Genomic DNA, 17,997 nt, shown 5'->3' with positions numbered 1-17,997 from the left:
TCATAAATATTGTTCGTGGTAGAATCAATAGATATAGATTTGGTAACTCCTTTTGAGTCGTTACCCGCCTTATATCCCGACGCTCATCGAAGCGATAGAGCGCGGGACTTACGGCGAACAGTTAAAGGGGGACTAGAAGCTCTGTTTAAAGATGACCCGAATGTATTTGTAGCGGGCGATTTGCTTTGGTATCCCGTTGAAGGTAACGATAAAATTAGAGTTGCTCCTGATACAATGGTAGCTTTTGGACGACCTAAAGGTTACAGAGGTTCTTACAAACAATGGCAAGAAGACAATATTGCACCACAGGTAGTATTTGAAATACTTTCGCCAGGTAATACTCTAAGCGAGATGGCAAAAAAGCTAGAGCTATACGATCGCTATGGCGCTGAAGAATATTATTTATACGATCCTGATAAAAACGATCTAAGTATATGGCTAAGACTTGAAGAACGTTTAACCGTAGTTGAACAAACTTCAAGCTGGGTAAGTCCGCGTTTAGGCGTTAGATTTGAGCTTACGCCAGACACTATGCAGATTTATCGACCAGACGGGCGACCCTTTGCAACTTATGTAGAATTGGATCGGCAAAGAGAAACGGCCGAACAAAGAGTTAACGAACTAGAAGCAAAATTACGTGCTTTAGGCATCGATCCAGACGCTTAGAAAGCTCTTTGGGTAGAAATACACCTTAAATAGTACGCGAAGTCCGATCTACCAAAATCTCATCTGTTTCTACAATGAGCTTATAAAGAACTTTCTAAATTAATCCTACCTAGCGGTTCCATAAAGACTATGCAACCAACAAACCCCAACCAATTTACAGAAAAATCCTGGGAAGCGATCGCCCATACTCCCGATATAGTTAAAGCTAGTGGGCAACAACAGATCGAAAGCGAACATCTGATGAAAGCTCTCTTAGAGCAAGACGGACTCGCTAATAGTATTTGGACGAAAGCTGGAGTAAATATCCAAAAACTTCGCGATCGCACTGACCAATTTATCCAAAAGCAGCCGAAAGTATCGAGTACCGCTAACGTCTATGTAGGACGTAGCCTAGATACGCTGCTAGATCGCGCTGAAGCTTATCGTAAAGAGTTTGGCGATGATTTTATCTCTATCGAGCATCTAATACTGGGTTACGTTAAAGACGAGCGCTTTGGCAAAAACCTAATTAGAGAATTTGGCACTGATGAAACCAAGCTCAAAAACATTATTAAAGAAATTCGTGGGAGTCAAAAAGTGACCGATCAAAATCCAGAAGGCAAATACGAAGCACTGGAAAAATACGGACGCGACCTAACAGAAGCTGCAAAACAAGGCAAACTTGACCCCGTAATTGGACGCGACGAGGAGATTCGCCGCACCATTCAAATTTTGTCGCGCCGTACCAAAAATAACCCCGTACTAATTGGCGAACCTGGTGTAGGTAAAACAGCGATCGCTGAAGGACTCGCCCAAAGAATCATTGCAGGCGATGTACCCCAGTCGCTTAAAGATCGCAAACTCATTACTTTAGATATGGGTTCGCTAATTGCTGGTGCTAAATTTCGGGGAGAATTTGAGGAACGTTTAAAAGCTGTACTCAAAGAAGTTACCGACTCGCGCGGTAATATTATTCTATTTATTGACGAGATTCATACCGTCGTTGGTGCGGGTGCAACTCAAGGGGCAATGGATGCCGGAAACTTGCTCAAACCCATGCTGGCACGGGGCGAACTGCGTTGTATTGGTGCGACAACTTTAGACGAGTACCGCAAGTACATTGAAAAAGATGCAGCATTGGAAAGACGCTTTCAACAGGTGTATATTGAACAGCCGAATGTTGAAGATACCGTATCAATTTTGCGGGGATTGAAAGAGCGCTACGAAGTCCATCACGGGGTAAAAATCTCTGATACTGCTTTAGTTGCAGCAGCTACGCTGTCCAATCGGTATATTAGCGATCGCTTTTTGCCAGATAAAGCAATCGATCTTGTAGACGAAGCCGCCGCCAAGCTAAAAATGGAAATTACTTCCAAGCCAGAAGAATTAGACGAAATCGATCGCAAAATTCTCCAGCTAGAAATGGAGCGGTTATCGCTGCAAAAAGAGACAAACGCCGCTTCTAGAGAAAGGCTAGAAAGAATTGAAAAGGAACTTGCCGACCTTAAAGAAAATCAAAGAGCAATGAGCGCTCAATGGCAGTCGGAAAAGGATGTAATTTCCAAAATTCAGGCAATTAAAGAAGAAAGCGATCGCGTCAACGTCGAAATTCAGCAAGCCGAGAGAGACTACGACTTGAATAAAGCCGCCGAGCTAAAATATGGCAAATTAACTCAATTGCAACGGCAGTTAAAGGAAGCGGAAGCTCAACTTAGCCAAGCGCAAACTAGCGGTCAATCCTTGCTACGAGAAGAAGTCACCGAGTCCGACATTGCCGAAGTTATTTCTAAGTGGACGGGTATCCCGATTAGCAAGCTAGTAGAATCGGAAAAAGATAAGCTACTGCACTTAGAAGACGAGTTACATAACCGCGTAATTGGGCAAAATGAAGCTGTTACCGCCGTCGCCGATGCGATTCAGCGATCGCGCGCCGGACTTGCCGATCCCAATCGTCCTACAGCCAGCTTTATTTTCCTTGGGCCCACAGGTGTAGGTAAAACAGAACTTGCTAAAGCTCTAGCTGCGTACCTATTCGACACCGAAGAAGCTCTAGTCCGCATTGATATGTCGGAATACATGGAGAAACACGCCGTTTCTCGGCTGATTGGTGCGCCTCCAGGGTATGTAGGTTACGACGAAGGGGGACAACTAACTGAAGCTCTGCGCCGCCGTCCTTATGCCGTAATTTTGTTTGACGAAATTGAAAAAGCGCACCCTGATGTATTTAACATCTTGCTGCAAATTCTTGACGATGGGCGCGTCACTGATGCTCAAGGTCATACGGTGGACTTCAAAAATTCCATTATCATCATGACCAGTAATATTGGTTCGCAGTACATCCTCGAATTAGCTGGAGATGATTCTCGCTACGATGAGATGTATCGACGGGTAATGGAAGCAATGCGCGGTAGTTTCCGCCCTGAGTTTCTCAACCGCATTGACGAAACAATTATCTTCCACGCTTTGCAAAAACAAGAATTGCGGCAAATTGTTCAGTTGCAAGTAGTCAGACTAGCCCAAAGATTAAGCGATCGCAAAATATCGCTAAAACTCTCTGATTCTGCTTTAGACTTTTTGGCAGAAGTCGGCTATGACCCAGTATTTGGCGCGCGTCCGCTCAAGAGGGCAATTCAAAGAGAATTGGAAACTCAAATTGCTAAAGCCATCTTACGCGGTGAGTTTCATGATGGCGATACTGTTTTTGTAGATGTTGAAAACGAACGGATTGCCTTTAAACGTTTGCCGTCGGAATTAGTTACAGCAGAGTAAAATTTTGAATTTTAGGGAGCGTAAGTTACACTCCCTAAAATTCAAAATTTTTTTTCTATCGAACTTAAGCTAGATAATCGGTTATGCAAAGAGATGAGGCAGAAAGTAATCCCCTGAATTTATGGCGCGAATGGTTTAAAAAAGAGCAAATTGTTCATAATTTAGAATTAGTCCAAAATCTAATTGTAATTGCTTTGGCAATTGGACTATTTCTTGTTATGGTCATTCGGTTGGGCGACTTATTTTATTCCCTACTTATACCTATCAACTTTCAAACCGTAACTTCCGATATTTTGTTTATCTTGATTTTAGTCGAGATTTTCCGGCTGCTAATTATTTATTTGCAAGAACAACGTATTTCTGTAGGTGTAACAGTGGAAGTGTCTATTGTATCGGTACTAAGAGAAGTGATTATTCGTGGCGCATTAGAGATCCCGTGGCAACAAATTCTAGCTATTTGTGTTTTTCTCTTGGTTTTAGGCGCGTTGCTATTAGTTCGTGTTTGGATGGCAAAAACTTACGTTAAAATTGATACCGCTAAAAAGCAAATATTTCTAGATGAGCAGGAATTTAAGGAAAAGGAGCAATTTATGGATCGTTTAATTTAGTAATTATTGCTCCCACAACCTTTAACTACCGCAAAGGACTTGGCGCATTTTTCGCATATTGGCAGGTAATTCTAACTGCATTGCTTGCTGGATAAACATTGTGGGGATGGGAATATTTGGGGTTGCTTGCACGGCGTAAGTGAGTAAAGTTCCATTTTGACAGTCTTGCAAATGTAAATCGGCAGCAAAATCAACAAAAGTCCCTCTTTCTAGGCGAAACTGAATTTGCTGCTGGACTACTTCAATCACATTTAGATAAACTTCGACTTGCGCCGTAAAAAATAGAAAGGCTTTTTTTGCCGCTTGATACAAGCGCTTTACCTCGCCTCGCTGCAAAACTTCACTTTTAGTCACGTCAGGAAAATACTGCACCCAACGCGGGTAATCTGTTACTTGCTGCCAAACGTGCGATCGCACTAAAGGTACGTACATGGTTGCTGTCACCGCACCACCCCAATCTGAATGCGATCGCGTTTTTACTAAAATTTCTCCCCTAATCAGTTCTATTTGCTGGTGCAAGCTCCACTCAGCATCTAATTTAATTGCATCACCAACACAAAATTCATTCATCTTACGTGCGAAGTCTCCTACACCAATAATTATCTAGAGCGTAAATAGTTACATGAGTTTAAGTAATTCCATCACTTATTATCACCCAACTGCCTAGCAGTTCTGTAAGAAGATGCTAAACCTGCGATAAAGGTTCCAAGAATTTATATATTAAAACCAGCAATTAGATAAATAATAAAAACTACTGTAACAACTACAAAAATGTAGATAGAAATTCCAGAAAATTGTTTGTATATGTTGTTACTTGCGATCGCAATTAGCCTATTAATCGCTAACAGTATCAAAACTTTCCCTATCCTTTAAAGTGAAAGCTATAAAACTACCTCTTAGCGGCTGTAGAAATTAATATCACTAACTACTAATATTGAATAAATTTCAAAGAGGTAAAACTACTATGGCTTTGACTGCTTCGACTATGCTGCCATTGGGTACTAAAGCACCAGATTTTGAATTGCCCGATGTGATATCTGGCAAGCTAATTTCGCTGGCTAACTATGCAGGAAAACAAGCAACTTTAGTAATGTTTCTCTGTCAACATTGCCCATTTGTCAAGCATATAAAGGCTCAATTAGCTGAGCTTAGTAGCGATTACGCTAATAGTAATTTAGGTATTATTGCTATTAGTTCTAACGATATCGCCAATCACCCAGATGACGCGCCGGAATACTTGCAAGCAATGGCGCGAGAACTTAAGTTAACATTTCCTATTTGCTATGACGAAAGTCAAGAAGTAGCCAAAGCTTACACGGCTGCTTGTACGCCAGATTTTTTCTTATTTGATGCAAGTTTACAGTTAGTTTATCGCGGACAACTTGATGATAGCAGACCCAGTAATGGTAAGCCTGTTACTGGTGCAGATTTACGTGCAGCTATTGAGGCAGTTTTGGCAGGTAAAGCTGTGAATGCAGAGCAAAAACCAAGTATAGGTTGTAATATCAAGTGGAAGCCTGGGAATGCCCCTAATTACTATGGTTAATAATTTGTCAATTTAAACTAGGGCTTTTAATTATTAACCTAAGTATGAATTTTTGCAGCGACAATGTAACCGGAATATCGCCGGAAATATTAACAGCATTAGCTGACGTAAATCAGGGTGCAGCTATGCCTTACGGAGAAGATAAATGTACCCAAAAGCTGCAAACCAAGTTTGCGGAATTATTTGAAACAGAGGTTACAGTTTTTCCTGTAACTACCGGAACGGCGGCTAATGCTTTAGCCTTGTCTGTTATGGTTCCACCTTTTGGAGCAGTTTACTGTCATCCATCCGCGCATATAAATGTAGATGAATGCGGTGCGCCAGAATTTTATACAGGCGGGGCAAAATTATTAACGCTTCCTAGTAGTAATGGTAAGGTATACGCTCAAGAATTGAAAAATGCGATCGCACTTTCAGGCATTGGGGTTGTCCATCACGTCCAGCCTGCTGCTATCAGCATCACCCAACCAACGGAAGCAGGTACAGTTTACAGCATTAACGAAGTTGAACATATTGCTGAAATTGCCCGCGCTCATCACCTTAGCTTGCATATGGATGGGGCGCGATTTGCTAACGCGGTTGTAAGCCTAGGTTGTTCTCCTGCCGATATTACTTGGCGTTGTGGTGTAGATGTGTTGTGTTTTGGCGCGACAAAAAACGGCGCTCTGGCTGCGGAAGCTGTCATATTTTTTAATCGCGATTTAGCACAGACCTTCAGCTATCGGCGCAAGCGAAGCGGACACTTGTTATCAAAAATGCGGTTTTTGTCAGCGCAGTTAGAGGCTTATATAACTAACGATTTGTGGCTCAAAAATGCTACTCATGCCAACAAAATGGCACAAAAACTAGCAACAGGACTTATTAACCTACCAGGAGTAGAGCTTTGTTATCCGGTACAAGCAAACGAAATATTTATTCAGCTACCTGAAACTGTTATTTCTAGACTTATCGCGGATGGCTTTCAGTTTTATCGCTGGGAAAAAGAAGATTCAACAACAGTGAGGCTAGTAACTGCCTTTGATACCCTAGATGAATCCGTTGATGCCCTGATAAAAGCGGCTCAGTTGCACTCAACTAATGCTTCTAGCAATTACTCTAAAGTTATTCGTTAAATAATGGAGTTATGCGGATTCGAACCGCAGACCCCCTCCATGCCATGGAGGTGCTCTACCAACTGAGCTATAACCCCTTACAGTGCTTTGCAATTATCTCTCGTTCTGCATATATTTGTCAATGTTTTTAACAACATCTTAGAGTTTTATTAAGAAACATTCATTAAATAACTCAGGCAGTTGTGCATGAGAAAATAAACAACTAGCATTGCTGCCGCCGAAAAAGCAACTAGAGTTCCTGCTAACATTAAAGAAAATTCTTGCTTCTGCACCGCCTCATTCATGAGGTGCAGCGACCAAGCCACCAGCGCCACATCAAAAACTAATATAGAAACGAGCATATTAAGAAATTTAAATTTATTAATTTATCTTAACATAGCTACAATAAATCAACAGAAAGGGGGATTTTGTCAAGCCCGAACAAGACAAGAGCGATCGCGCAGATAATTTTTGATTTGAGAGACACTTAAATGTCCGTAATGTAACAATGAAGCAAGTAACGCCGCTTCCGCTTTGCCTTCGGTTAGTGCCTCATAAATGTGTTCGCAGTTGCCCGCCCCACCAGACGCTATAACGGGAATTTGTACCGATGATGCGATCGCCCTTGTTAGTTCTAAGTCATACCCAGCTTGCGTACCATCCGCATCCATACTTGTAACTAATAGTTCTCCCGCGCCGCGTTGTTCGAGTTCTTTTGCCCAAGTTAAAGCATCTAACCCAGTGTTTTCTCGTCCGCCGCGCACGTAGACATCCCAGCCGGGATTGCTCAGATCTTGCCTACGTCTAGCATCAATAGCGACCACAATACACTGATTGCCAAAGCGATCGCTGGCACGGTTAATTAAGTCTGGTTGACGCACGGCGGCGGAATTGATACTAACTTTATCTGCCCCCGCCCGTAACAAATTTTTAATATGTTCTAATGATTGAATACCACCACCAACAGTTAGGGGGATAAAAACTTGCTCCGCAGTCCGGTAGACGACATCGATAATTGTGTCTCTAGCTTCATGAGTTGCCGTAATATCCAAAAATACCAGTTCATCCGCCCCAGCCTCGTTGTAAACCTTGGCAAGTTCCACCGGATCGCCCGCATCAATTAAATTAACAAAATTGACACCTTTAACTACTCGTCCAGCGTTGACATCCAAGCAAGGTAAAATTCTTTTGGCAAGCATAATAATTTTTAAAGACTTTAATTATATTCACTAAGCAAATTTTTATTGCATCCTACCCAAGCTAAAAAAGTTTAATAGATGGCAATATGGCAATTATTTCTTCAAAACAAGACCCCAACGAACCCAATAAAAAGCGCTCCGAATCGGTAAAACACGATCGCCCCGTATCGCAACCTTTACTACAGCCCGAAATTACCGCCGACGAAAAAGACAAGCTAGAAGACACCATTCGTCCTCACCGCTTTGCGGATTATATTGGCCAAAAAGAGCTAAAGGAAGTTCTCGACATTGCCATTAAAGCCGCGCTTGGTAGAAATGAAACTTTAGATCATTTACTACTATACGGTCCTCCGGGACTGGGAAAAACCACCATGTCGCTGATCTTAGCTTCAGAAATGGGGGTAAACTGCAAAATTACCAGTGCGCCAGCCCTAGAACGTCCGCGAGATATTGTTGGGCTGTTAAATAGTCTTAAACCCGGCGATGTCCTATTTATTGATGAAATCCATCGGTTATCGCGGATGACGGAGGAAATACTTTATCCAGCAATGGAGGACTTTCGCCTAGATATAACTATTGGCAAAGGTTCGAGCGCCAAAACTCGCTCTTTACCGCTACCAAAATACACCTTAGTCGGGGCAACAACGAGGATAGGAGCACTATCTTCACCCTTACGTGATCGCTTTGGTTTAATTCAACGCCTGCGTTTCTACGCCCATGACGAACTAACTCTTATTGTTTTACGCACCGCCCAACTATTGCAAACCTCAATTACCGATGATGGCGCACAAGAAATTGCTAGGCGATCGCGCGGAACTCCTCGAATTGCCAATAGATTGTTAAAAAGGGTGCGAGATTACGCCCAAGTTAAAACCGCCGGAACAATTAATCAAACTATAGCCGCCGAAGCTTTAGAACTATTCCAAGTAGATCCATGCGGCTTAGATTGGACAGATAGACAGATGTTGAGCGTAATGATCGAACAGTTTAACGGCGGTCCGGGAGGACTAGAAACAATGGCAGCAGCTACCGGGGGAGATACGCAAACAATAGAGGAAGTGTACGAACCGTACTTAATGCAAATTGGCTACTTAAATCGTACCCCGCGCGGGCGAAATGCTTCCGCTGCCGCTTACAAACACCTGGGCTTTACCCCTCCAAATCAACAGTTATCGTTATTATCATGATTCGTTTAATTTCCATTGTTTTACTCTATGTATTTCTAATATTTGGCTCTAGCGATCGCGCTTTGGCGCAGTCTCAACCCACACCAGAACAATTGCAACAGCTAGACACCCTAGCTCAAAAGGCAATTAAAGCAACTAATGCTGGAGATTTTGCCACCGCCGAAACTTATTGGACAGAAATTATCGAGCGATTTCCCGATAATCCCGCTGCCGTCAGCAATCGCGGAAACGCGCGAGTTAGCCAAAATAAATTAACTAAAGCGATCGCCGATTACAATAAAGCAATTGAACTTGCACCCAATGCAACAGATCCTTATCTCAATCGCGGTACAGCTTTGGAAGGCTTGGGTAAGTGGGATGAAGCGATTTCCGATTACAATAAAATCTTAGAACTCGATCCTAAAGACGCAATGGCTTATAACAACCGGGGTAATGCCAAAGCAGGTTTGGGAAATTGGGAAAAAGCGATCGCTGACTACCGTACTGCTGCTGATTTAGCGCCAAACTTTGCCTTTGCTAGAGCAAATTATGCGATCGCTCTGTATCAAAATGGTCAAACGGATGAAGCTATCCGTAATATGCGGAATATAGTCCGCAAATACCCTAATTTTGCTGATATGCGGGCGGCTTTAACCGCAGCTTATTGGGAACAAGGAAAACAAGGAGAAGCAGAAAGCAACTGGGTGGCTGCTGTTGGACTTGATAAACGCTACAAGGATCTAGACTGGGTGGTAAAAGTCCGCCGTTGGCCGTCAAAAATGGTTGCAGCTTTAGAAAAGTTCCAGAAATTACAGTAATACTAAGCGCTCAATCTCTGCGGGTGTAAGTTCTTGAACATTGTTAAATGCGATCGCTGCACCCGCCGTTATTAAAGTTTTAGTATACTCGCTACGGCGTTGATCTGTGATTTGGACATGGGGCGGAAGAACGCCTACACCAATCCACTTTCTTTGAGGGAAAAGACTCCGCGCTTTTTCTACCGTATACATATCGCCCACAGTATCACCCACGTAAACTACAGGCAGCATTTTATCTATGCTATGTTTTTGTTCTAGTTGCTCTACGGCTGCCAAAAGTCCAGTAGGATCGGGCTTACCCGGTGCATCTTCCATTGCAATTAGTAAAGGTGACTGCAAACCCAAGCGTTTTGATAACACATAGTTAGCAGAGGCGCGAGTTGCACCGCTAAAAAAGCCCCAAGGAATGCCAGCTTCACTTAACTCTGCTAAATAGCCTGGTTGCAGTAACAACGGTTCGTTGCAAATGTAGCCCGTCCAATTATTAGCATCTTCCCCTCGGTAGCGAGATTGAAAAAAAGCAACAATTTCTTGGTAATTCGTCTCAATCGATTGTCCTTGAGAAAAAAAATAACGGGAAATTAATTCTTGAGAAGCTTCCCAATCGTTATTCCAAATTCCTTCAGATTTTAGGGTATCTATATCTAGTTCTGTAGGACGATAAACCCCATCTGTAAAGCGTTCTACCGTATCTGCCAACGCCCGACGATAAGAATTGCCTACATCGCGGACAACCCCATCAATATCAAAAATTGCGATCGCACTATTCAAAGTATTTGCACCTTTTATGGACTTGCCCAGCAGAGAAATTGATATTGAGTTACAATAAGCGATCGCACGGTTTTAAGCAAGTACAGTGTAAACAAGCGGAGGTAAGATTTGACCAAGTTTATTTTAAAAGTTCTGTGGTTGGATGAAAATGTAGCCCTAGCAGTAGATCAAATCGTTGGAAAAGGCACTAGCCCGTTAACTCGTTACTTTTTTTGGCCCCGCAACGATGCGTGGGAAGAACTAAAAAGCGAAATGGAAGCTAAACACTGGATAGCTGAACAAGATCGAGTTTCCGTACTCAATCAAGCTACCGAAGTGATTAACTACTGGCAAGAAGAAGGTAGAAGGCGACCTATTGCTGAAGCCCAATTAAAATTTCCTGAAATTGCTTTTACAGGTAGCGCTTAATAGCTACTTTTAAAAAATTACTGGTTGCCAGAATTATTTTAGCGTAAATAACCATAGCCAAAACCGCCCATACACAACCCCAAAAGAGTGTAGTATAGGCGGTTTTTAAATTAAAAAATCTTCTAACCAGTTATCTGTTGACCTAGCCCGCCTAGGGTTAAAATCCCTTAAGCCGACTAATGAGTGTTTTGCAAGTCTATGCTATTTAAACCATACCGCCAGCCGCTTGAAACCGAGCGCGGGCGCGTTTGAATGCTTGATTTGCTTGAATTTGCTCTTGGCGACTAGCCGTTGCCAATTGATTCAACTTAGCTTCTGCCTGAGTGTAAGCGCTGCGGGCAGCGTCTAAATTAATAGTATCGCCGCGTTCTGCCCCGTTGACGAGAATTGTGACTTCATTATTTTCAACTTCAGAAAACCCACCCATCAAAGCGATCGCAATCCACTCGCGATTAGAGTTAGGACGGCCGCGCATCACCGCCGTATCTAAGGCAGTTAGTAACGGCGCGTGTCCACTCAAAATACCTACTTGACCAGTGGTACTAGGCAAGATTACTTCTTCAGCCGTAGCGTCCCAGACGGTCTTATCTGGAGCAACTACACGAACAGTTAATGTCATAAAAAATAGGGGTGTTGTAAGGGAGACAAAAAAAGGGAGATAAGGAAGATTGCTCCCTTATCTACTGCTTTTAGCCTTTAAGTTTTTCAGCTTTAGCGATCGCTTCGTCGATACCGCCTACCATGTAAAATGCTTGCTCTGGCAGGTCGTCTAATTGACCGGACAAAATCATCTCAAAGCCTTTAATCGTGTCTTCTAGCTTCACGTACTTGCCTGGAGAACCTGTAAATACTTCAGCGACAAAGAAGGGCTGAGACAAGAAACGCTCAATGCGACGCGCCCTAGCTACGATTTGGCGATCGTCTTCCGACAATTCATCCAAGCCCAAAATTGCGATAATGTCTTGCAATTCCTTATAACGCTGTAAAGTCGATTGAACTTTACGCGCCATGTTGTAATGCTTTTCACCAACTACACTAGCTTGCAACATGGTAGAAGTTGAATCTAGAGGATCTACGGCGGGGTAGATACCTTTAGAAGCCAAACCGCGTGATAGTACCGTTGTTCCATCTAAGTGAGCAAAGGTCGTCGCAGGCGCGGGGTCGGTTAAGTCGTCGGCGGGAACGTATACCGCTTGAATTGAAGTAATCGAACCTTCTGTCGTAGACGTAATCCGCTCTTGCAAATCACCCATATCTTTAGCCAAAGTTGGCTGGTATCCTACCGCCGAAGGCATACGACCGAGTAGCGCTGATACTTCCGAACCTGCTTGTACGAACCGGAAGATGTTATCAATAAATAGCAATACGTCTTGCTTGTTGACATCGCGGAAGTATTCAGCCATTGTTAAACCAGTCAACCCAACCCGCATTCTCGCTCCGGGTGGCTCGTTCATCTGACCGTAAACTAGGGCAATTTTTGACTCGCCGATATTTTTCTCGTTAATAACCCCAGACTCTTTCATCTCGTTGTAGAGGTCATTACCTTCGCGGGTGCGTTCGCCCACACCAGCAAATACCGACACGCCGCCGTGATTAATGGCGATGTTGTTGATTAATTCCATCATGATCACGGTTTTACCAACACCCGCACCGCCAAATAGACCAATTTTGCCACCGCGACGGTAAGGCGCTAATAAGTCTAGTACCTTAATTCCGGTTTCAAATACTGAAGGCTTGGTTTCTAAGTCTGTAAACTTTGGTGCTGGACGGTGAATGGGAAAAGTATCTTCATTATTGACTGGACCCATATTATCTACAGGTTCGCCCAAGACGTTGAAGATTCGTCCTAAAGTAGCCGCACCAACGGGTACAGTAATAGCTGCTCCGGTGTCTGTTACTTCCATGCCGCGAACTAAGCCATCGGTGGTACTCATAGAAACCGCCCGGACTTGGGTATCGCCTAGTAACTGCTGTACTTCGCAGGTTACGGAAACGTCTTGCCCAGCTTCGTTTTTGCCTTTGATAGTCAAGGCATTATAAATCTGTGGCATTTGACCGTTGGGAAACTTTACGTCCACAACCGGACCAATGATTTGGGTAATGTAGCCGATATTTGTTTTTTCTGCTGTAGTGACCATGCTTTCGCCTATTTATTAATTTAGCTGTCTCGGCGTTGAAAAATTAAAATTGCCATTGTTCAGATTATCACCCAAAGGGTAACGATTCTAATAGTATTATCGCCTTGCCATCGATATTTTTTCGCTCATGATCTAACTATTGCCTCTTACCACAAAACGAACAGCACGATATACTCCAAAATAAGATATATAAGCCTTATTTGAAATTTCCAGAGAAACGGGTCTATGACATCTTATGCTACCTCGTCAGCCAAGGCTGAAATGAGCGAACTTAGGCGATTAAAAACTATCATGCCGCCAGAATTGCAAAGCTGGGTGAGTGTTGAAGGCACAACTGAAGTAAATCCTCCGCTAATCCGTTCTGAAGAAGTGGGTAGCGACCAAGTAGAAATCCAAATTGACTTGGTAAAGTGGGATGCTTTGGCAATGGATCAACGCAACTTGCTATTTTGGCACGAAATCTCCCGCGTTCAAAACGATACGATCCCTAAAGATGGCTGGGAAATGGCAGCATTAGCCATTGGTTTAGGCGGTGCAGTGGGCGAATTATGGGTACAAGATATATTGCTGCTGATATTGGCACTTTCCTTGTGCGGAGTCTCCGGTTATCGCTTGTACGTGAAAAATAACGGCGAAAAGCAGCTAAAAGTAATGACTGATGCCGATGAAAAAGCGATCGCACTAGCGACTCGTTTTGGTTATACTCTCCCCAATGCCTACAAGAGCCTTGGTAGTGCCTTAAAAACCCTTATCGATCAAACTTCTAGCAAAAGTCAACGGCAGAAGTACGAACGCCGCTTGCAAGCTTTGAAACGCAGCGCCAATAAAGCTAAAGCTAAAGTCCAATCTGCTCAGGTAGGGGAAATTTAGAAGAGGCAGATCGAGGCTAAAGTTTAATGGGCATCCCCAACCAAAGTAAATTCTACCCAGTTTTGCGGTTGGGGATGATGTTGCTAGTAACCAACATTGCTGTACTTGAAGCAAGTATAAGTTGCTGTAGATTTAGCAATGCGCGATAGGTGAAGCGCGATCGCGTTTATGCTTGGGCTTCACGTAATACATTCAAAATATTTCCGTATAACATCTGTTTTAAGAATATTAATTAGTCCTTCTTCGAGTCAGTTTTTTATGTTGATTGGGTTTGGATAGATTTGGGAACACTTTAAGCGAGAAAGGAGCGCATAATTGCCTTTCTTTGAACTAATAATTAATGCGTAGCTAGGAAAAATCATTGGACAATGCTGAAAGTCTTAGTAGATTACCTTATCTCAAATTGGGCGTTTTTTTTGCAAGCCCTTTTAATATTCATAGTCACGGTAGCGATTGCATTTACTGCTGGAATTATCTTTAGCAAAAATCAGAATAATGCTCTGGAAGAACGGTTGAAGCTCCGAGACGATCAGTTAAAAGAAAAAGATAATGAAATCAAAAAATTAATTACCGAAGTTGAAAAGATACGCCAACAAAAACAAACTCCGGCCCAAAATCTGAGTTATCGAAACAGTGATTATGCAGAGCATTTGAATCAGCTTTCAATTTTAGAACTCAGCAAAGAAGCCCAAAAAATGGCGAATAAGATAGAAAAGTCTGCCCAACTGTCCCAGCAAAGACAAGACCCAAATATGGGGAGAATAAATATTGAACCTGGGCTATACAATGAGTGGCTATCAGAAGGTCCAAGGCTACTAGCAATAAAAATTGAAGCTTTGAATCGATTGCCGGATAATGATAGATTCCAGATGGATCAAATATCGGACTCACGTTACACGACCTCAGCATTCCAATTAGAATCCATAATGGATGCGGTTAGTGAGATAAAGGGCATCGGGTTAAAGTTAGTTGAAAATGATGCAAACTAAGTCTAAATTAAATTATCACTGCCATTCAACAACCCTGTTGGAGATTGAATTAGAGCGGTTAGGGTGTGAGAAAAGATTATTTGATGAAACCGAATAACCTGGAATCTTAGTAGGTGAGCATTACTGAATTTCTATCGTGCTTCGAGTTATTAGTAGAGTAGAGTAATTAGGTTATAGAATGCGATCGCATTTCTAAAAAGTCTTTATTCATTTTTTGCATTACTGTAAGCAAATAAAAATATGTCAATAGTCATTTCTCTTAGTCCAGAAATAGAAGCGCAACTCCGTGAAAAAGCAATTCAGCAAGGGCAAGATGTGAGCCTTGTAGCGGCGCAATTGCTATCTCAGATTTTGGAGTGGGAATTACAGGACTCCACTGAAGCAGTTCAAGGGATTCAAAGCGGTTTAGATGATTTTGCGGCAGGGCGATCGCGCTCTTTTGAGGAATTTGCAGAGGAACAACGCCACAAACACAATCTAATTGTTGATTCATGAGTTATCGCGTTGAGATTTCCAGCATTGCAGAGAAGTGGACAACGCTTTTCTGCGGCTATCACAGGTCATTTCTCCTGAAAAAGCTAGACAGTGGCATCAAGGATTACTGAAAACCATTGAATCTTTATCAGAGATGCCAAAACGTTGTCCTCTGGCAAGGGAAAACAAATATTTCAGCCAAGAAATTAGACAAATTCTCTACAATCGAGGTCGTAACACATACCGTATTTTATTCACTGTCATAGAGGAGATCGAAGTTCCCACAGTTCGGATTTTCCATGTTAGGTATGGGACACAGCAAGTTTTGGGTGAAAGCCAAGAATCAGATCAAACCTAACAACCTGCAATTTATTATTGAGTTAATCTTCATAGTGAAATCTGCAAGCTACAAAATCAATTCGAGTTTCCCTACCTTGATAAATCAACCGATGTTCTAAAGCAATCCGACGCGACCAAATATCTGCATCCAAAGACTTCAAGGGTTCTGGTTTACCTATCCCTTGAAAAGGATCTGTGATTACAGCCGTCACTAGATCGAAGATTTTGCTGGCTTTTTTGTAGTCAGTTTTGAACCACTAAGCTAAGTCTTGCTTAAATTGCGAACCAAAAGCACGAAAACGTTGAAGGATTATGGGATTTTCTTCCTGATTCTTCTTTGACTTATTTTGCTTCATCAAGGCTTGTCAATTCCTAACTCCTGCTTCAGGTCTGCAATTGTTTGCGGCTGAAGATTTCCTGATTTTGATTGGGCGATCGCATCCAAGAGGCGACGAGCATTTGCAGGGGTTCGTAGTAGGTAGACTGTTTCAACTAAGCTAGTCAAGTCTGACTCGGCAATTAAAGCTACATTTTCTCCTCCTCGTCGATTAATTATAAATACTTGATGGTTCTCGGCAACTTGGTCTAATAACTGAAAGAATCCTTTTCTAGATCGGTTGGAGAAGTAATTTCGTAGGAAAACATAGCTAACGTACAAAAGTATGTACGTTTATTTTACTCTTGCTAGTTAGATAGTGCGATCTCTCTTTCAAAGTTGCTGTAACATTTTATGAGTCTGCGGTACAACCCGAACTTGCTTAATCCACTTCTTCATTAATGCTTGCCAAGTCAACACTTGCTCAGGAGTTGGAGCAAACATCGGTTTTTCACTCACTTCTAATGGCGTTACTGGTTGCAGATATACAACTATTTCCGGGCTAACTGCGGCGACTAGATTTGCGGCTTTTTCTAATTCCGCTACATCTGTTTGACTTGAAATAATTATCTTGACAAATACCTCGGTTTGCGAGTTATAACAATACTGCAAAAACTTCGCGTGTTCTTGCCAATGACTTTCGCCGCTTACACTAGGTAACTTTAAATCCATCCCTACCGAATCTAAGCAAGGCAAGATTGTTTGTAATTGTTCGGGGCGATGTCCGCCTGTTTCTAGATAAATTGGTAAATTAGTAAGACTTCGCACTTCTGGCAGAAACTCTCTTAAAAACGGTGCGTGTAAAAGTGGTTCGCCCCCAGTCAAACTAATGCTATCGTGCAAACCGGGGACATTTTGCCGTTCAATAAACTCTAACAAGGTAGTTAGTTCTACAGGATTAGAATAAACTTCAAAATCGCGCAATCCGGGAGTTACTTCTATTCGATACTCTGAAGGTGCTACCCAAGTATGGGCGCTATCGCAGTAATTGCAGCGCAAATCGCAAATCGCAAACCGAATAAATATTTGACGAGTACCAACGTTGAGTCCTTCCCCTTGAATGGCAGAAAAAACTTCGATAAGTCTGGCAGTTTTGTTACTCATTTAGAATAGAAATAAATCTTACAAAAACTTTTATAGTGTTACCTCTCAACCATAGCTTGGAGTCTAGTACCATTGACCGCGAACAAGTTTTAACTTGGTTAGCCGATAATGTTCCCCCGCCACGCATCAAACATATTTTAGGCGTGGAACAAATGGCTATTGACTTAGCTATTCATTACCAAGTAGATGAACAAAAAGCTGCCATCGCTGGCTTGATGCACGACTTGGCTAAATACTTTAAGCCGCAAAAGCTTTTAGAAATGGCACGAGTAGCCGGAGTAGAAATCGAGCCTGTAAGTGCTGCTACGCCTCACTTACTACACGCAGATGTCAGCGCGATTGTGGCTAGAGATACCTTTAAAGTAACTGATACAGATGTGTTGGAGGCGATCGCCAATCATACTTTAGGTAGACCTGGGATGAATGAGCTTAGTTGTATTGTTTTTCTGGCAGATACCCTAGAACCTGGTCGCGGCAACACTCCAGAACTAGAACATTTGCGTAAGATTTGTTACCAAAACTTAGATCGAGCTATCTTCCAAACCTGCGACTACTCGCTCAAATTTTTGCTCGAAACTCATTGTTTAATTCATCCCCGGACAATTGCTACTCGCAACTGGTTCTTGCAAAAAGCCCAAAATAAACTACTAGCTACACCGTCAACAACTGCATAATTGCCTAATTTT

At 42.5% G+C, this 17,997-nt stretch carries 20 protein-coding genes, 1 tRNA gene and 2 pseudogenes; 13 read left to right on the top strand and 10 right to left on the bottom strand.

What is annotated here, in order from left to right:
* Positions 1-39 precede the first annotated feature (39 nt).
* The 3 genes from AC2VE5_RS14195 (at position 40) to AC2VE5_RS14185 (ending at position 4,022) form a co-directional block, all read left to right on the top strand.
* Positions 40-666, top strand: a complete 627-nt coding sequence (locus AC2VE5_RS14195) for a Uma2 family endonuclease (protein ID WP_486888396.1) — start codon at positions 40-42, stop codon at positions 664-666.
* A gap of 129 nt (positions 667-795) precedes the next feature.
* On the top strand, positions 796-3,414 hold the full coding sequence (clpB, locus tag AC2VE5_RS14190; protein ID WP_486888393.1) for an ATP-dependent chaperone ClpB: 2,619 nt from the start codon (positions 796-798) through the stop codon (positions 3,412-3,414).
* 83 nt (positions 3,415-3,497) lie between these two features.
* A complete protein-coding gene (locus AC2VE5_RS14185; RefSeq protein ID WP_486888392.1) occupies positions 3,498-4,022 on the top strand; it encodes a phosphate-starvation-inducible PsiE family protein in 525 nt (174 codons plus the stop codon).
* Positions 4,023-4,043: 21 nt separating this feature from the next.
* Here AC2VE5_RS14185 and AC2VE5_RS14180 read toward each other — a convergent pair whose 3' ends face one another.
* Complete coding sequence (locus AC2VE5_RS14180) at positions 4,044-4,592, bottom strand: SRPBCC family protein (protein ID WP_486888391.1); 549 nt, start codon at positions 4,590-4,592, stop codon at positions 4,044-4,046.
* 394 nt (positions 4,593-4,986) lie between these two features.
* Here AC2VE5_RS14180 and AC2VE5_RS14175 point away from each other — a divergent pair, with 394 nt between their 5' ends.
* Both AC2VE5_RS14175 and AC2VE5_RS14170 read left to right on the top strand, forming a co-directional pair.
* The gene (locus AC2VE5_RS14175) at positions 4,987-5,568 is read left to right on the top strand and encodes a thioredoxin family protein (RefSeq protein ID WP_486888395.1); all 582 of its coding nucleotides are present in this window, start codon (positions 4,987-4,989) and stop codon (positions 5,566-5,568) included.
* Positions 5,569-5,612: 44 nt separating this feature from the next.
* Positions 5,613-6,680: a threonine aldolase family protein gene (locus AC2VE5_RS14170; RefSeq protein WP_486888390.1), complete on the top strand. Its 1,068-nt coding sequence runs from the start codon at positions 5,613-5,615 to the stop codon at positions 6,678-6,680.
* Positions 6,681-6,684: 4 nt separating this feature from the next.
* Here the strand turns inward: AC2VE5_RS14170 and AC2VE5_RS14165 are convergent.
* The 3 genes from AC2VE5_RS14165 to hisF all read right to left on the bottom strand — a co-directional run bounded on the left by AC2VE5_RS14165 (position 6,685) and on the right by hisF (position 7,858).
* Positions 6,685-6,757: transfer RNA gene (locus AC2VE5_RS14165), tRNA-Ala, on the bottom strand.
* Positions 6,758-6,829: 72 nt separating this feature from the next.
* On the bottom strand, positions 6,830-7,021 hold the full coding sequence (locus tag AC2VE5_RS14160; RefSeq protein ID WP_486888389.1) for a hypothetical protein: 192 nt from the start codon (positions 7,019-7,021) through the stop codon (positions 6,830-6,832).
* Positions 7,022-7,090: 69 nt separating this feature from the next.
* A complete protein-coding gene (gene hisF, locus AC2VE5_RS14155; protein WP_486888388.1) occupies positions 7,091-7,858 on the bottom strand; it encodes an imidazole glycerol phosphate synthase subunit HisF in 768 nt (255 codons plus the stop codon).
* An 86-nt stretch (positions 7,859-7,944) separates the two neighbouring features.
* On the opposite strand from hisF, the gene ruvB reads away from it, so the two are divergent.
* Positions 7,945-9,045 carry a Holliday junction branch migration DNA helicase RuvB gene (ruvB, locus tag AC2VE5_RS14150; RefSeq protein ID WP_486888387.1) on the top strand — a complete coding sequence of 367 codons (1,101 nt, stop codon included), beginning with the start codon at positions 7,945-7,947 and terminating at the stop codon, positions 9,043-9,045.
* Positions 9,042-9,842: a tetratricopeptide repeat protein gene (locus AC2VE5_RS14145; RefSeq protein WP_486888386.1), complete on the top strand. Its 801-nt coding sequence runs from the start codon at positions 9,042-9,044 to the stop codon at positions 9,840-9,842. Before ruvB ends, AC2VE5_RS14145 begins: the two co-directional genes overlap by 4 nt.
* Here the strand turns inward: AC2VE5_RS14145 and AC2VE5_RS14140 are convergent.
* A complete protein-coding gene (locus tag AC2VE5_RS14140; protein ID WP_486888385.1) occupies positions 9,834-10,613 on the bottom strand; it encodes a TIGR01548 family HAD-type hydrolase in 780 nt (259 codons plus the stop codon). The genes AC2VE5_RS14145 and AC2VE5_RS14140 overlap by 9 nt on opposite strands.
* Before the next feature lie 108 nt (positions 10,614-10,721).
* Between AC2VE5_RS14140 and AC2VE5_RS14135 the strand changes: the two genes are divergently transcribed.
* Positions 10,722-11,021, top strand: coding sequence for a 30S ribosomal protein PSRP-3 (locus tag AC2VE5_RS14135; RefSeq protein WP_009633463.1), 300 nt, complete (start codon positions 10,722-10,724; stop codon positions 11,019-11,021).
* A gap of 205 nt (positions 11,022-11,226) precedes the next feature.
* Here AC2VE5_RS14135 and atpC read toward each other — a convergent pair whose 3' ends face one another.
* Both atpC and atpD read right to left on the bottom strand, forming a co-directional pair.
* A complete protein-coding gene (atpC, locus tag AC2VE5_RS14130; RefSeq protein WP_486888384.1) occupies positions 11,227-11,640 on the bottom strand; it encodes an ATP synthase F1 subunit epsilon in 414 nt (137 codons plus the stop codon).
* A gap of 70 nt (positions 11,641-11,710) precedes the next feature.
* The gene (atpD, locus tag AC2VE5_RS14125) at positions 11,711-13,159 is read right to left on the bottom strand and encodes a F0F1 ATP synthase subunit beta (RefSeq protein ID WP_486888383.1); all 1,449 of its coding nucleotides are present in this window, start codon (positions 13,157-13,159) and stop codon (positions 11,711-11,713) included.
* Positions 13,160-13,384: 225 nt separating this feature from the next.
* On the opposite strand from atpD, the gene AC2VE5_RS14120 reads away from it, so the two are divergent.
* From AC2VE5_RS14120 to AC2VE5_RS14105, 4 genes are all read left to right on the top strand, one after another.
* Positions 13,385-14,029 (top strand): DUF3318 domain-containing protein, encoded by a 645-nt coding sequence (locus tag AC2VE5_RS14120; RefSeq protein ID WP_486888382.1) that lies wholly within the window; start codon positions 13,385-13,387, stop codon positions 14,027-14,029.
* A gap of 368 nt (positions 14,030-14,397) precedes the next feature.
* On the top strand, positions 14,398-15,018 hold the full coding sequence (locus AC2VE5_RS14115) for a hypothetical protein (protein ID WP_486888381.1): 621 nt from the start codon (positions 14,398-14,400) through the stop codon (positions 15,016-15,018).
* A 240-nt stretch (positions 15,019-15,258) separates the two neighbouring features.
* On the top strand, positions 15,259-15,513 hold the full coding sequence (locus tag AC2VE5_RS14110) for a hypothetical protein (protein ID WP_486888380.1): 255 nt from the start codon (positions 15,259-15,261) through the stop codon (positions 15,511-15,513).
* A gap of 34 nt (positions 15,514-15,547) precedes the next feature.
* The gene (locus AC2VE5_RS14105; protein ID WP_486888379.1) at positions 15,548-15,850 is read left to right on the top strand and encodes a type II toxin-antitoxin system RelE/ParE family toxin; all 303 of its coding nucleotides are present in this window, start codon (positions 15,548-15,550) and stop codon (positions 15,848-15,850) included.
* Positions 15,851-15,872: 22 nt separating this feature from the next.
* Here the strand turns inward: AC2VE5_RS14105 and AC2VE5_RS14100 are convergent.
* From AC2VE5_RS14100 to AC2VE5_RS14090, 3 genes and pseudogenes are all read right to left on the bottom strand, one after another.
* Positions 15,873-16,187 (bottom strand): annotated as a pseudogene (locus AC2VE5_RS14100) (Txe/YoeB family addiction module toxin).
* Positions 16,187-16,476: pseudogene (locus AC2VE5_RS14095) on the bottom strand (type II toxin-antitoxin system Phd/YefM family antitoxin). The pseudogenes AC2VE5_RS14100 and AC2VE5_RS14095 overlap by 1 nt, the downstream one beginning before the upstream one ends.
* A gap of 64 nt (positions 16,477-16,540) precedes the next feature.
* Positions 16,541-17,311, bottom strand: a complete 771-nt coding sequence (locus AC2VE5_RS14090; RefSeq protein WP_486888378.1) for a 7-carboxy-7-deazaguanine synthase QueE — start codon at positions 17,309-17,311, stop codon at positions 16,541-16,543.
* A 35-nt stretch (positions 17,312-17,346) separates the two neighbouring features.
* Between AC2VE5_RS14090 and yqeK the strand changes: the two genes are divergently transcribed.
* Entirely contained in the window at positions 17,347-17,985 is a 639-nt protein-coding gene (gene yqeK / locus AC2VE5_RS14085) for a bis(5'-nucleosyl)-tetraphosphatase (symmetrical) YqeK (protein WP_486888377.1), read from the top strand.
* The last annotated feature ends 12 nt before the right edge of the window (positions 17,986-17,997 follow it).

This window comes from Aliterella sp. E5.1 (assembly GCF_057473825.1).
The sequence above is the reverse complement of the archived record's forward strand: the minus strand, read 5'-3'. Positions and strand labels throughout refer to the sequence as shown.